Consider the following 13030-nt stretch of genomic DNA (forward strand, 5'->3'; position numbering starts at 1 on the left):
ATTCCAATGTGGGTTGGCGGGTCGGCACGCCGTCGTAAATTCCACCCGCCACCCGAGTAGCGCCGTTCACCGACGCAACGTGCAACGTCGCGCTACGTCCTTGCACCTTTCCCCTTCCCCGTCCCACGCTCCGCGCGTGCCGACCGTCCGCCTCAAATACTTCAGCTACCACCCCGCGATCTGGCCCCGCATGATCGGCGAGGTCTCCCGCGATGCCACGCCAGGCTCGCTCGTACAGGTGCTCGACAAGGAAGGCAAGCCCTTCGGCAGCGGCTTCTGGAACCCGAACGCCGGCATGCCGCTGCGGGTCTTCGATCATGGCGGCGAGGTGCTCGACGAGAGCTTTTTCATCGATGCCATCAAGCGCGCCGCCGCCCTGCGCCGCGACCTGATGAAGCTTGACGAGACCACCGACGCCTATCGGGCGATCCACGCCGACGCCGACCAACTCCCCGGCCTCGTCGCCGACAAATTCGGCAAGGTGATGTCGGTCGAGATCACCAACCTCGCCGCCTTCAACCGCCTCGATACCTGGATCCCGGCGATCCATGAGGCCTTCGGCACTGAACAGGTCCACATCCGCGTCGACCCCGACCTCGCCCGGATCGAACGCATCCCCTCGCTCACCCACCCGCTTTCCGAAAAGATTCGCCCGCTGAAGATCCGCGAGCACGGCGTGACCTTCGAGGTCGATCCTGCCGGCGGCCACAAGACCGGATTCTTCTGTGACCAACGAGAGAACCGCCGCGATTTCGCCCGGCTCGCCGCGGGCCGCAGCGTGCTCGACCTGTGCTGCTACACGGGCGGCTTTTCCGTCAGCGCCGCGCTGGCCGGAGCCACCGACGTGACCGCCGTCGATCTCGACGAAAACGCGATCGAGATGGCCAAGCGCAACGGCAACCTCAACCAGCAGCGGATCAAGTTCACCCACGCCGACGCCTTCACTTGGGCGCGGACCATGATCGAAAACGGCCGCCAATGGGATCTGGTCATCGCCGATCCGCCGAAGTTCATCCACGGCAAGGAAGACCAGATCGGCCACAACAAGTACCACGACCTCAACAAGCTCGCTCTGCAACTGGTCAAGCCCGGCGGGCTCTTTGTCACCTGCTCCTGCTCCGGCATGCTCACCGCGGACGAGTTCGAGAAGATCGTCGTCTCTGCGGCCCACCGGCAGAACAAGCGGCTGCAGATCTTCGACCGCACCGGCGCCGGGCCCGACCATCCGACCCTCTCCAACTATCCGGAGAGCCGCTACCTGAAACTGCTCTGGTGCCGGGTCCTTTGACCCGGTCGAGCCTCAGCGGGCGCCGGCAACGATCACCTTGTCGGGACCACCGTTGGCCTGGACCGGCCGCTCGATCAGCTTGAAGGCGACGACGCCGCCGCTGTTCGGGATGCTGATCACCATGGTCGCAGCACCCTGACCTCTGCCGCGCCCCCGGCCGTGGCCCCGGCCGTGCTCGATGACCTGTTCCTGCACCGACTCGACGGGGACAAAGGCGGCGTCTTCCTGATCGTCGATCACGGCGGGATGATCGACTTTCATCATGCTCTCTGCGCCCGACCCGTCGGTCCAGACGACGAATTGCTCCGAACCGGGTTCCGGCGGCGGGACCTGGTCGATCACCACTTCCGCGAGATTGGTGCCCGGATTTTCAATCAGGTATCCCTCCGGCTCAATGCGCATAGGAGGCAAGAGTTCTTCTTCCACCTCGTCGCCAGCGCGGAAGACCGACAAATCGTCCTCTTCCACCACCCTGCGTCCGATGTAGCCCCGGCCCTCCGGATCCTCGACCCAGACCATTTCACGGGAGGCATCGTAGTAGGCACCGTCGTCCGAACGCATCAAGGCCAGCTCCCGCCATTGCGATTCCGGGAAGTGGCGGTGACGGATCACGCCGTCACTGGGAATGACCAGTCCCTCCGGCAACCAGCCGCGCTCGATGACCAGCCACGCGGGATCGTCCGGAGCACCGCTTTCCGCCTCCATGGTCGACAGAAGGGCCGACTTGAGAATTTCCAACACCCTCTGGCGGGTGGCCGACACGGTCGGGTTGATGTGGCCCGGCACGCCCAGGGCGAGCACCCTGGGGCCGACCGAAAGCGCCTGGTCGTCCATCGCCGCCAACCGCGACTGCATGCGCTGCAGTTCTTCCCGCCGGCGACGGGGTCCCTGCCCGCCGACGCGGGGCTGGTCGAGTTCCACCGGCTCGCGCGGGAACGCCTTGGTCGGACGATCCCCTGCAACAGGGACCGTGACTTCGGGGGCAACAAGCGACGCGGATTCCCGCGGCCAGAGCGCCACCGCGATGGCTGCGGCAACCCACCCGCTCGCGGCGAGCCAGGGGAAAAAGCGCACGTTCTTCTGAGCCAAGGGTGCCTCCGCTTCGACCTTCTTCATCACCGAAGCAAGAACATCCGCCGGAGCCGCCCGGACCGGGGAAGTGGCCAGCCAGACTTCGGCGGCGCATTCGCCGACATCGCGGGCGACCTTCGCCATCCGCTCGTCCCGCAGCAACCGCGGGTCGCCGTGGGCGTCGTCCCCGGTGGGCAGGATGTCGAGGGCCCGGGCCGTCGCATCGTCGAGTTCAGTCCTGGCCATGTTTGCCTCCCTTCTTCAAGAGTTCGCGCAACTTCACCATCGCCCGGTGGACCCGGACCTTTGCCGTCCCGACCGGAACCTGCCAGCGCTCGGCATGGTCTTCCAGCGTCCCGGGATCAAATAGCGCCACCCGGATGACTTCCGCATCCCGTGGCTCGAGATCGTCCAGCGCCTTCCTGACCCGGGCGACCGTCTCGCGGAAAAACAAGTCCTCGACCCCGTTCCGGTCCGGCACTTCCATCGCCGGCATTTTCTCCGAATCCTCCCACACCGCCGACCGGCGGCGTCGCCGGCGAAGCACATCGAGGCACAGTCCCCGCAGGATCATCACACACCACGTGAAAGCCTGGCTCTTCGCCGGTTTGAATTCCGACGCCTTGCGCCAGATCTTCAGGAAACAATCTTGCAGGACCTCCTTGGCGGCGCCCTCGTCGCTGATCCAGTGCAGCGCCATGCTGTAGAGCCGGTCGCCCCACATCCGGTAGAGCTGGGCCAATGCCTCGGTGTCCCGGCGGGCGACCCTGCCCAGCAGCCAGGTGCCGTCCCAGACGTCCTTCTGGCCGTCCGGATCGAACCGCTGCACCTTGTCGCCCCTCACTCCGTTGGATCCTTTCATGCCTTGCCGTTCCCTGGAAGGCGCGAGTTCCGGTTCGCCGCCTTGCCCTTGTCGGAGGTGGGGCGGCCGCCGACGACTCCCCCCGGATTCTCGGCGGCCACCCCTGTCTCTTCCTGACGACCCGGTTGCGCTAGCCGGGAATCGATCCCAAGGCTCGCGGGTCCGGAAGCCGGCGCGGGGTTTCCCCCGGTCGCGATCGAGCCCTCCCCGACTCGTCGCAAGGTCGCCAAACCGTCCTCCGGATCATCGGAGCATCTTGGTGTCGCCCGCGCGGGCGCGCTGCGATCGGAGGCGGACGACACCCAATAAAACCGTCCGGTCCCGAGAATCGAAAGGCGGGGGAGCCTAGGCTTCACCCATCGTCCCCTGCCTTTCAATTCCGATAGCAACACAACAACCATGGTCGTCGGAAAGTGATCCGCAGGCCATCGCCGCTCGGTTACACGATTTCTTGATTTTCTTTGGGAATCCCCTGTCTGACCGGCGCGCCGCCTGTGTCAGCGGGCCGGAGCAAAGTTTGACGGGGATCAAGACCGACGCATAGGGTCACCCACTCCAACCTCGTTTGAATTATGAAACCCGAACTCCGAGCCGTCCTTCTTCCCTTCCTGCTCCTGGCCCCGACGCTCCACGCCCAGCAGTGGACCGCCGAACAGGCAAACCAATGGGCGGAAACGCAGCCGTGGCGGGCCGGATCGAATTTCGCGCCCAGCTACGCCATCAATCAGCTCGAGATGTGGCAGGCGGACACCTTCGACCTTGAAGCCATCGACCGTGAACTCGGCTACGCGGCCGGCTGCGGGATGAATGCCGCCCGCGTCTTCCTCCACAACCTCCTCTGGGAACAGGACTCCAAGGGCTTGCTCGAGCGCATGGACCGGTTCCTCGCCGTGGCCGACAAACACAAGATCGGCATCATGTTCGTGCTCTTCGACGACGTCTGGGATCCCAGCCCCAAGCTTGGCAAACAACGCGCTCCGAAACCCCACGTCCACAATTCCGGCTGGGTCCAGAGCCCCGGCAAGGAAGTGCTCGGCGACCCGGCCAAGCGCGCCGACCTCGAACCCTACGTCAAGGGCGTGCTCAAGCGCTTCAAGGACGACAAGCGGGTCATCGTCTGGGACCTCTACAATGAACCGGGCAACCCCAACAAAAGCGCTTACGGGCCGGTCGAACTCGCCGACAAGCCCGAGCATTCGCTCGACCTCGTCAAGAAGTGCTTCGAGTGGGCCTGGGAGGTGCGCCCGTCGCAACCGCTCACCATTGGCGTCTGGACCAACGACTGGAGCACCAAGGACAAGCGCGATGCCCTGAACGCTTACCAGCTCGACCACTCGGATATCATCACGTTCCACGCCTACGCGGACCTCAAGCGCACCCGGGAAATGACCGAGCCGCTTTTCGCCTACGGCCGGCCGGTGATGTGCACGGAGTACATGGCCCGCACCGCCGGCAGCCTGCTGGTGGAGATCCTGCCTTACTTCAAGGAGAAGCACGTCGGTGCCTTCCAGTGGGGATTGGTCGCTGGAAAAACCCAGACCCAATACCCGTGGGAAAGCTGGAAGAGGGATTTCGAGAAGGAACCCGATGTCTGGTTCCACGAGCTCTTCCACAAGGACGGCAAGCCCTACGATCCTGCCGAAACCGACCTCTACAAGCAGCTGACCTCCCAACCCTGATCCCTTTCATGACCATGAAACCGCAGACCCTATTCGCCCTGCTGATGTCCCTGCAGGCCGCCCACGCCGAATGGAAGCCCGTCGAGGGCAAGATCATGACCCCGTGGGCCAAGGAACTCACTCCTCAGAACGCCTGGGACGAGTATCCCCGCCCGCAGCTCCAGCGCGACAACTGGACCAACCTCAACGGCCTCTGGAACTACGCCATCACCCCGAAGGACGCGGCAAAGCCGTCCGATTGGGCCGGCGAGATCCTTGTGCCTTTCGCTCCCGAGTCCGCTCTGTCCGGGGTCGGCAAGCTGCTCGAGCCCGACCAGTCGCTCTGGTACCAGCGCACGATCACCGCCAGCAAGTCGGAGGGCAAACGGACGATCCTTCATTTCGAGGCGGTCGACTACGACACCACCGTCTGGCTCAACGGCCAGGAGATCGGCCAGCACACCGGCGCGCACACGCCGTTCTCATTCGACATCACCGCCGCGTTGAAAGACGGGGAGAACGAACTGGTGGTCCGCGTCCATGACGCGACCAGCGGCTACCAGCTCGTCGGCAAGCAGCATCTCAAGCCCGAAGGCATCTGGTACACCCGCGTTTCCGGCATCTGGCAGAGCGTGTGGATGGAGGAGGTCAACGCCCGCGCGATCGACGACCTCGACTTCACTCACGACGTCGCCAACGGCACCATCACGGTGGCGGCCAATCTCTCCGGCCCGGCGGTCGACGGGGAAAAGCTCCGCGTTTCGGTCTCCATCAAGGGCCAGCCGGCCGGCAGCGCCGAGGGTTCGGGATCCGCGACCATCCGGCTCGCCGAACCGAAGCTCTGGTCGCCCGCCGAGCCGAATCTCTACGACGTCACGGTCGAGCTGCTCGATGCCGCGGGAGCGGTCATCGACTCCGCGAAATCCTACACCGCCCTGCGCGAACTCGGCAAAGCCAAGGACGCCAACGGCAACTGGCGCTTCACCCTCAACGGCGAGCCGATCTTCCACTGGGGTCCGCTTGACCAGGGCTGGTGGCCCGACGGCCTGCTCACCCCGCCGTCCGACGAGGCGATGCTTTCGGACATCGAGTATCTGAAGGCCGCCGGCTTCAACATGATCCGCAAGCACATCAAGGTCGAACCGCGCCGCTACTACTACCACTGCGACCGCCTCGGCATGATGATGTGGCAGGACCAGGTCAGCCAAGGCTACGGCCCCCAGTCCGAGCCGAAAGGGTCGAATCCGAACTGGACCCGACTCGCGCCGGATCCGAAGGACGGCACCTGGAGCGACGAGGGCCACGCCCAGTATCTGCTCGAGTACAAGCGGATGGTCGATCACCTGAAGGACTACCCCTGCATCGTCGTCTGGTCGCCCTTCAACGAGGCCTGGGGCCAACACCGCACCCTGGAGGTCGGCAAGATGGCGGTCGACTACGACAAGACCCGCCCGATCAACATCGCATCCGGCGGCAACTTCTGGCCGGTCGGTGACATCGCCGACGAGCACGCCTACCCCGACCCGGCGTTTCCGGTCGGCGACCCGCGCTTCGACGACTACGTGAAGGTCGTTGGCGAGTTCGGCGGCCACGGATGGCCGGTCAAGGATCACATGTGGGATCCCACCAAGGGCAACTGGGGCTACGGCGGACTGCCCAAGACCCTCGACGAGTGGAAGCAGCGCTACAGCAAATCGATCGACGTCCTGCGCGGCCTCAAGCGCCAGGGCATTTCCGCAGGCGTCTACACCCAGACCACCGATGTCGAGGGAGAGGTCAACGGCCTGCTGACCTACGACCGCGTCGAGAAGATCCCCGCCAGCTGGCTCAAGCCGCTCCATGACAAGCTGCTCGCCACTCCCGACGCGCCGTCCTACACCACGATCCTCGCCACCTCGGAGGAGACCGCCCTGGACTGGAAGATGACCACCGAAGCGCCGGGCGAAGGCTGGGAGAAGGCGGACTTCGACGACCATGCGTGGAAAACCGCCAAGGCCCCGTTCAGCGGCGGCGGGGTGCCGAACGCGAAATTCAACACCCCGTGGACCACGCCCGACATCTGGTTGCGCCGCGACTTCGAGTTCGACGGCACGGTCCAGGGCAACCTCGTCCTCCGGATGTTCCACGACGAGGACGCCACGGTGTTTCTCAACGGCACCGAGATCGCGCAGCTCACCGGCTACGTCGGCACCTACACCATCGTCGACCTCGACGAACGCGCGAAAACCGCGCTCAAGTCCGGAACGAACGTGATCGCCATCCACGTCAAGCAGACCCGCGGCGGCCAGCACATCGACGCCGGCCTGCTGGATGAGGTCCAGGCAACGAAGCCCTGATCGGGACGACCTCCCGACCCCAGCCCGTCCCGCCGTCCGCGGGGCGGGCTTTTTCGTGGCCGCACGCCACTGATACATGCACCGCGGCCGGTCCGTTCTCTTGGCAATGCGGACTTCTTTGATCCTTTTCCTGCTCGCCCTGACCCTGCGCGCGGCACCCCTGCCGCCCGGCACCGTCATCCATCACTCGCCGGCGTCGTCCAAGCGCTACATCGGATCGCCGGCGCTCTGCGTGCTTCCCAACGGCGACTACCTCGCGTCCCACGACTACTTCGGCCCGGCGAGCAACGAGCACGTCCGCGCCACCGGCCGGCTCTACCGCTCCACAGACCAGGGCAAAACCTGGCGGCACGAGCGCGACTTCGACGGATTCTTCTGGACCAACCTCTTCGTCCACCGGAACCAGGCCTATGCCCTCGGCACCGACAAACACCACGGCCAGCTGGTGATCCGGCGCTCGGAGGACCACGGCAAAACCTGGACCGGGCCCGCGGTGCTCGACCCCGGCCAGTGGCACACCGCGCCGATGCCGGTCGTCGAGCACCGCGGCCGGCTTTGGCGAGCCGTCGAGGACGCCCACACCGCGAAAAAATGGGGCGAACGCTACCGCGCCCGGACAATCTCCATCCCGGTGGATGCCGACCTCCTCGACCCCGCGGCCTGGACCTTCTCCAACGCCCTCGCCCGCGATCCCGGCTGGCTCGACGGGGACTTCGGGGCATGGCTCGAGGGCAATGCCGTGGTGGCCCCGGATGGCGGAATCACCAATATCCTTCGCGTCGAAATTTCCCACCTGCCGGAGCTCGCCGCCATCGTGCGAGTCAGTGAAGATGGCGGAACTGCAACCTTCGACCCCGCCAAGGACTTCGTCGATTTCCCCGGAGGCGCGAAGAAATTCACCATCCGCAAGGATCCCGACGGCCCCGGCTACTGGTCACTGGCAAACCTGGTCCGAGATGAATCCTGGACCGCGAATCTGGCCCGCGAGAAACCCGAGCGGCCCGCCGGCCTCCGCAATACCCTCGCCCTGCTTCACTCGGACGACCTCCGACACTGGGAAACACGCTGCATCGTCCTCCATCACCCGGATCCCGGCCATCATGGCTTCCAATACGTGGATTGGCTGTTCGACGGCGACGACCTGATCGCCGCGGTGCGCACGGCCTTCGACGACGACGAGGGCGGCGCCCACCGTGCCCACGACGCCAATTTCCTCACCTTCCACCGCTGGAAGAACTTCCGCGCCCTGAACCGCGCCGACGACATGAAGCCACCCGGCGGCGGCAGCTCGATCACTCCTCGAGAGTGAAGCCGATCTTCACGGTGACCTGCCAATGGGCCACCTTGCCATTCTCCAGATGACCGCGAAGATCAACAACCTCGAACCAGCGCATGTTCCGGATGCTCTCCCCGGCCCGCGTCACTGCATTGTTGACCGCGTCCTCGACTCCGACCGCCGACGAACCGACGAGTTCGATTTTCTTGTAGATATGATCACTCATGGCATCCCGAACCAACACCGTCCTTGACGGTTCCGCAACCGGCCGGGGATCCTCGCGATGGCAGCCGGATTTGGCCGAGCCCGGGACAAGGCTTTCCCGATCATCCGGACAGGTGAGATTTTCCCGAGTTTCTGCTTGGCAAGCCGCCTGATGTCATGCAGCTTCCCGCCCCCGCCAACCGGTGGACAATTTTTAACGCATTCAAACACATGGCCGTCGCTCTCCGCCTCAACCGCCAGGGAACCAAGGATCGTCCCTACTACAAGATCGTTGCCGTCGATAGCCGCAAGCGCCGCGATGGTCGTTACATCGAGCAGGTCGGCACCTATGATCCCCTCAAGGAAGGCGTCAACTACACCGTCGACCTCGAGAAGGCCGACAAGTGGGTCGGCGTGGGTGCCAAGGTCTCCGAGACCGTCAACAGCATCCTCCGCAAGGCCCGCACCGCCGCCAAGGCCGAAGCCTAGTTCACCGCGAACCGCGATTTTCCGAGGCCGCAGCTCTCCGCAGCTGCGGCCTTTTCGTATTCACGTCCCGCCACCCCATGGACTACTCCAGCCTGATCGAACAACGTCGCCGCCGCCTCGGTGTGATCGATGACATGCTCTCCGACCCCGGTTTCTTCGGCGACCCGAAGAAGGCCTCGGAGATCATGCGCGAACACCGCCGGCTGAAAGACACGCTGGAGATCTGGGACCGGCTGGAAGATGCCCGGCGCCAGCTGGCGGAGAACGAGGAACTCGCGAAGGGCGACGATGAGCTCGCCGAAATGGCGCGCGAGGAGGTGCCCGCCCTCCAAGCCGAGGTCGCGGAACTTTCCGAAAAGATCCAGTACGCCCTGCTGCCGGCCGACCCGAACGAGGACCGCGACGCGATCGTCGAGATCCGCGCCGGCGCCGGTGGCGACGAAGCCTCGCTCTTCGCCGCGGAGCTGCTGCGCCTCTACCAGCGCTACGCCGACACCCGTGGCTGGAAAACCGAGCACCTCAGCAGCAGCCCCTCGGAGGTCGGTGGCTTCAAGGAGGTCTTTCTACGCGTGACCGGCGACGAGGTCTTCCGCACGCTCAAGTATGAGTCCGGCGTCCACCGGGTGCAGCGGGTGCCCGCCACCGAGACCCAGGGCCGCATCCACACCTCCACCGTGACCGTCGCGGTGATGCCGGAGGCCGAGGAAGTCGATGTCGAGCTCAAGCCCGACGACCTCCGCATCGAGGTCTGCCGTGCCGGCGGTGCCGGCGGCCAGCACGTCAACCGGACGGAGTCCGCCGTCCAGGTTTTCCACCTTCCGACCGGTCTCTACGTCCGCTGCGAGGACGGCCGTTCCCAAGGCCAGAACAAGGAGCGTGCCCTCCAGATCCTGCGCACCCGGCTCTATGAAATGAAGGTCCGCGAAGAACAGGAGAAGCACAGCGCCCACCGCCGGGCCCAGATCGGTTCGGGTGACCGCTCGGAGAAGATCCGGACCTACAATTTCCCCCAGAGCCGCATCACCGACCACCGCATCGGCTACACCTCGCACAATCTCGCCGGCGTGATGGCCGGCGACCTCAACGAGTTCACCGCCGAGCTGCAGAAAGCCGAAATGGCGGAACGCCTGAGCGAGGCAGGCATCGCATAAGCGCGGACTCCCGCACAAAAAAGCCGTGCCACCCCCGGCCGAATCGCTTCAATAGCGCGCAGGTGGAATTGATTCCGCTACGACTTTCCTGCGCGCCACGATGTCCAGCCCCGTTCAGCTACAACACACCGACCGAATCCCGGCCACCGGATGCCTCGTCATCCCCAGCCAACTCACGCTCAACGAGATCTATCACTTGGAGAAACTCTTCTCCGGTCGCAGGATCTTCTGGCTGATCGAGGAATCCTCGAAGCTCGACGCCGCGGTCCTGGCCCACCTTGAGAAAACCGGCTCGGGCACGGCCTTCTCCGACGACGACGATTCCCCGGCCGGCGCCGGCGAGCAACTCAAGCCGATGCTCGCGGATGGCGGCGTGATGATCTTCGTCCCGGGGCGCGCGGTGACCCGCAATGCCGTCCCCTGCCACATCCCCGGCAAGACCCTCCGCACCCTCTCCGCGTTCCGTTTGCCGGTGCTGCCGATGCTCGTCGAACACCCGCGGGAAGGCAGCCTCAGCATTGAGAAAACCGGATCAATGCCCCAGGTGGCGATCAGCATCGGCAAGGAAATCCCTGCCGCGGACATGTGCCCCGCGCTCTACTTCGAGCGGATCCTCGAGCTGGCGGAGGCATCGTTCTCCCGGCGCCCGCTGCTCAAGGGCTCCCTCGGCACCGCCCTGCTCCAGGGCCTCAAAAAACACAGCCGCAACAAGGTCCACGACGGTTCCGACGACTCGTCGATCGGCTTCGACCGCATCCTCGGCGCGGCCCTGGTTTTCTCGAAGTTCATCCGCGAATCCACCGACAACCAGCGGATCGGCATCATCCTGCCACCGGGCAAGGCCGGTCTGATCGCCAACCTCGCCGCGGTGTTCGCCGGCAAGACTCCGGTCAACTTCAACTTCACCGCCGGACACGAGGCCGTCCGCTCGGCGATGCGTCAGTCGGGCATCGACCGCTACATCACCGCCGATCCCTTCGTGCGCAAGCTGGCGTCGTTCCCCTGGCCACCCAACCGCGACCTGATCTTCATCGAGCGCGTCCTGCCATCGCTGAAGAAGAAGGTCATCACCTGGACGATCCTGGGCAAGCTGCTTCCCGCCTCGGTCATCGGCACCCTGTTCCGCGTCGGCAAGAAGCGCGACGGCGACGAGGCGATGCTCCTGTTCACCTCCGGCTCCTCCGGTGAGCCGAAGGGCGTGCCGCTCAGCCACCGCAACATGCTGGCCAACGTCTGCCAGTTCGGCACCCGGCTCGACCTCAACGACGGCTCGGCCATCCTGGGCTGCCTGCCACTGTTCCACTCCTTCGGCGCCACGGTCACGCTGTGGTATCCCGTGATCGAAGGCATCGACCTGGTCACCTACCCCAACCCCCTCGAAACCAAGCGCCTCGCCGAGCTCATCGCCCAACACGGGGTCAACGTGCTGCTCGCGACGCCCACCTTCCTCCGCGGCTACATGAAACGCGTGGAGCCGGAGCAGCTGCGCTCGCTGAAACTCGTGGTCACCGGTGCGGAGAAGCTTCCCAACAACCTCGCGGACTCCTTCAAGGACCGCTTCGGCATCGAGCCCCAGGAAGGTTACGGGCTCACCGAGACCTCGCCCGCCACCAACGTCAACCTGCCCGACCCCGATCCGCGCGGCGACGCGATCACCCTGCCGTCGAACCGCCAGGGCTCCGTCGGCCAGATGCTCCCCGGCATCGCCATCCGCCTCACCGACCCCGCGACGGAGAAGCCGCTGGTCGCCGACAAACAAGGGGTGATCTGGTTCAAGGGATCGAACGTTTTCCCGGGCTACCTCAACAACCCGAAGAAGACCGAGGAAGTTCTCACCAAGGACGGCTGGTTCCGCACCGGTGACGTCGGCCGGATCGACGACGACGGCTTCCTTTACATCGAAGGTCGCATTTCCCGCTTCTCGAAGATCGCCGGCGAGATGGTGCCGCACGAAACCGTCGAGGCAGCCGTCAACAAGGCACTCGGCCTCGACGCGGAAGCCGAGCGCAAGATCGCCATCGTCGGGATTCCCGACGCGCAAAAGGGCGAGGCCATCATCCTCCTCTCGACCATCTCCGGACCGGCCTTGGAACAGGAGTGCATCGATCTCCGCTACAAGCTCATGGACGCGGGCTTCCCGTCGCTGTGGTGTCCGAAGCTGATCATGCCGGTGCCCGAGATCCCGGTGCTCGCATCCGGCAAGCTGGACCTCAAGGGTTGCGAGGAGCTGGCCAAGGGCTGATCCCCGCCTCAGGGGCAGGTCATTTCACGACGACCTCGCCCTTGAGTTCGCTGAAGATGTAGACGACGTCCACCCCGCGTTCCTCACGGGTCTCCAGGCAGTACCAGCCGAACTCGTCGTTCCACTGGAAATCGTAGCACTGGACCCGGCGGACCCGCTTGCCTTTCTCCGGCACCGGATGGATCGCCATCACCCGACGGACGTTCTTTTCCTCGAGCCCGTTGATCACCTTGGAGCCCTCGCTGATCAGCACGATTTCGATCCGCTCCTGGTAGTCGTCGATCAGCAGGTTGATCAGCTTGACCGCCGATTCCTTGTTCAGATCGTGCGTCGGTTCCCCGGCCCAGCAAACCCCGGCCGCCAGAACAGCGGCCCCGATGAGCGAATGAAGTGAGTTCATCGGAAGTGAAACCCGGAGCTCCGGAAAAGTATTCATCCAAATCTCCTTGGATG

Annotated in this window: 11 protein-coding genes; 7 read left to right on the forward strand and 4 right to left on the reverse strand. The window is 64.9% G+C overall.

The features are described 5' to 3' along the window. Positions 1 to 136 precede the first annotated feature (136 nt). Positions 137 to 1288: a class I SAM-dependent methyltransferase gene (locus tag IG178_RS22550; RefSeq protein ID WP_193214852.1), complete on the forward strand. Its 1152-nt coding sequence runs from the start codon at positions 137 to 139 to the stop codon at positions 1286 to 1288. 12 nt (positions 1289 to 1300) lie between these two features. On the opposite strand, the gene IG178_RS22555 is transcribed toward IG178_RS22550, so the two are convergent. Together IG178_RS22555 and IG178_RS22560 are read right to left on the reverse strand one after the other, a co-directional pair. Further along, the gene (locus tag IG178_RS22555) at positions 1301 to 2605 is read right to left on the reverse strand and encodes a hypothetical protein (protein WP_193214853.1); all 1305 of its coding nucleotides are present in this window, start codon (positions 2603 to 2605) and stop codon (positions 1301 to 1303) included. Next, a complete protein-coding gene (locus IG178_RS22560) occupies positions 2592 to 3221 on the reverse strand; it encodes an RNA polymerase sigma factor (protein ID WP_193214854.1) in 630 nt (209 codons plus the stop codon). The genes IG178_RS22555 and IG178_RS22560 overlap by 14 nt, the downstream gene beginning before the upstream one ends. A 572-nt stretch (positions 3222 to 3793) precedes the next feature. Between IG178_RS22560 and IG178_RS22565 the strand changes: the two genes are divergently transcribed. The 3 genes from IG178_RS22565 to IG178_RS22575 all read left to right on the forward strand — a co-directional run bounded on the left by IG178_RS22565 (position 3794) and on the right by IG178_RS22575 (position 8524). After that, the gene (locus IG178_RS22565) at positions 3794 to 4900 is read left to right on the forward strand and encodes a cellulase family glycosylhydrolase (protein ID WP_193214855.1); all 1107 of its coding nucleotides are present in this window, start codon (positions 3794 to 3796) and stop codon (positions 4898 to 4900) included. A 14-nt stretch (positions 4901 to 4914) separates the two neighbouring features. After that, entirely contained in the window at positions 4915 to 7215 is a 2301-nt protein-coding gene (locus tag IG178_RS22570; RefSeq protein WP_226895695.1) for a glycoside hydrolase family 2 protein, read from the forward strand. A gap of 106 nt (positions 7216 to 7321) precedes the next feature. Next, positions 7322 to 8524, forward strand: a complete 1203-nt coding sequence (locus IG178_RS22575) for a sialidase family protein (RefSeq protein ID WP_193214857.1) — start codon at positions 7322 to 7324, stop codon at positions 8522 to 8524. Here IG178_RS22575 and IG178_RS22580 read toward each other — a convergent pair. Beyond that, positions 8508 to 8717: a dodecin gene (locus tag IG178_RS22580; protein WP_193214858.1), complete on the reverse strand. Its 210-nt coding sequence runs from the start codon at positions 8715 to 8717 to the stop codon at positions 8508 to 8510. The genes IG178_RS22575 and IG178_RS22580 overlap by 17 nt on opposite strands. A gap of 209 nt (positions 8718 to 8926) precedes the next feature. On the opposite strand from IG178_RS22580, the gene rpsP reads away from it, so the two are divergent. The 3 genes from rpsP (at position 8927) to IG178_RS22595 (ending at position 12577) form a co-directional block, all read left to right on the forward strand. Then, positions 8927 to 9184, forward strand: coding sequence for a 30S ribosomal protein S16 (gene rpsP / locus IG178_RS22585; protein ID WP_193214859.1), 258 nt, complete (start codon positions 8927 to 8929; stop codon positions 9182 to 9184). Positions 9185 to 9261: 77 nt separating this feature from the next. Then, a complete protein-coding gene (gene prfA, locus IG178_RS22590) occupies positions 9262 to 10335 on the forward strand; it encodes a peptide chain release factor 1 (protein WP_193214860.1) in 1074 nt (357 codons plus the stop codon). Positions 10336 to 10435: 100 nt separating this feature from the next. Next, positions 10436 to 12577 (forward strand): AMP-binding protein, encoded by a 2142-nt coding sequence (locus tag IG178_RS22595; RefSeq protein WP_193214861.1) that lies wholly within the window; start codon positions 10436 to 10438, stop codon positions 12575 to 12577. Between the two features lie 19 nt (positions 12578 to 12596). On the opposite strand, the gene IG178_RS22600 is transcribed toward IG178_RS22595, so the two are convergent. Next, complete coding sequence (locus IG178_RS22600) at positions 12597 to 12977, reverse strand: hypothetical protein (RefSeq protein ID WP_193214862.1); 381 nt, start codon at positions 12975 to 12977, stop codon at positions 12597 to 12599. Positions 12978 to 13030 lie beyond the last annotated feature (53 nt).

Source organism: Neoluteolibacter marinus, from assembly GCF_014904755.1.
In the GTDB taxonomy this organism is placed as follows: Bacteria; Verrucomicrobiota; Verrucomicrobiia; order Verrucomicrobiales; family Akkermansiaceae; genus Haloferula; species Haloferula marina.

Excerpts from the sequence above, each read along its gene's own strand:
- IG178_RS22555 (WP_193214853.1), bottom strand. The coding sequence starts at position 2,605 with ATGGCCAGGACTGAACTCGACGATGCGACGGCCCGGGCCCTCGACATC.
- IG178_RS22560 (WP_193214854.1), bottom strand. The coding sequence starts at position 3,221 with ATGAAAGGATCCAACGGAGTGAGGGGCGACAAGGTGCAGCGGTTCGAT.
- IG178_RS22565 (WP_193214855.1), top strand. The coding sequence starts at position 3,794 with ATGAAACCCGAACTCCGAGCCGTCCTTCTTCCCTTCCTGCTCCTGGCC.
- IG178_RS22570 (WP_226895695.1), top strand. The coding sequence starts at position 4,915 with ATGAAACCGCAGACCCTATTCGCCCTGCTGATGTCCCTGCAGGCCGCC.
- IG178_RS22575 (WP_193214857.1), top strand. The coding sequence starts at position 7,322 with ATGCGGACTTCTTTGATCCTTTTCCTGCTCGCCCTGACCCTGCGCGCG.
- IG178_RS22580 (WP_193214858.1), bottom strand. The coding sequence starts at position 8,717 with ATGAGTGATCATATCTACAAGAAAATCGAACTCGTCGGTTCGTCGGCG.
- rpsP (WP_193214859.1), top strand. The coding sequence starts at position 8,927 with ATGGCCGTCGCTCTCCGCCTCAACCGCCAGGGAACCAAGGATCGTCCC.
- prfA (WP_193214860.1), top strand. The coding sequence starts at position 9,262 with ATGGACTACTCCAGCCTGATCGAACAACGTCGCCGCCGCCTCGGTGTG.
- IG178_RS22595 (WP_193214861.1), top strand. The coding sequence starts at position 10,436 with ATGTCCAGCCCCGTTCAGCTACAACACACCGACCGAATCCCGGCCACC.
- IG178_RS22600 (WP_193214862.1), bottom strand. The coding sequence starts at position 12,977 with ATGAACTCACTTCATTCGCTCATCGGGGCCGCTGTTCTGGCGGCCGGG.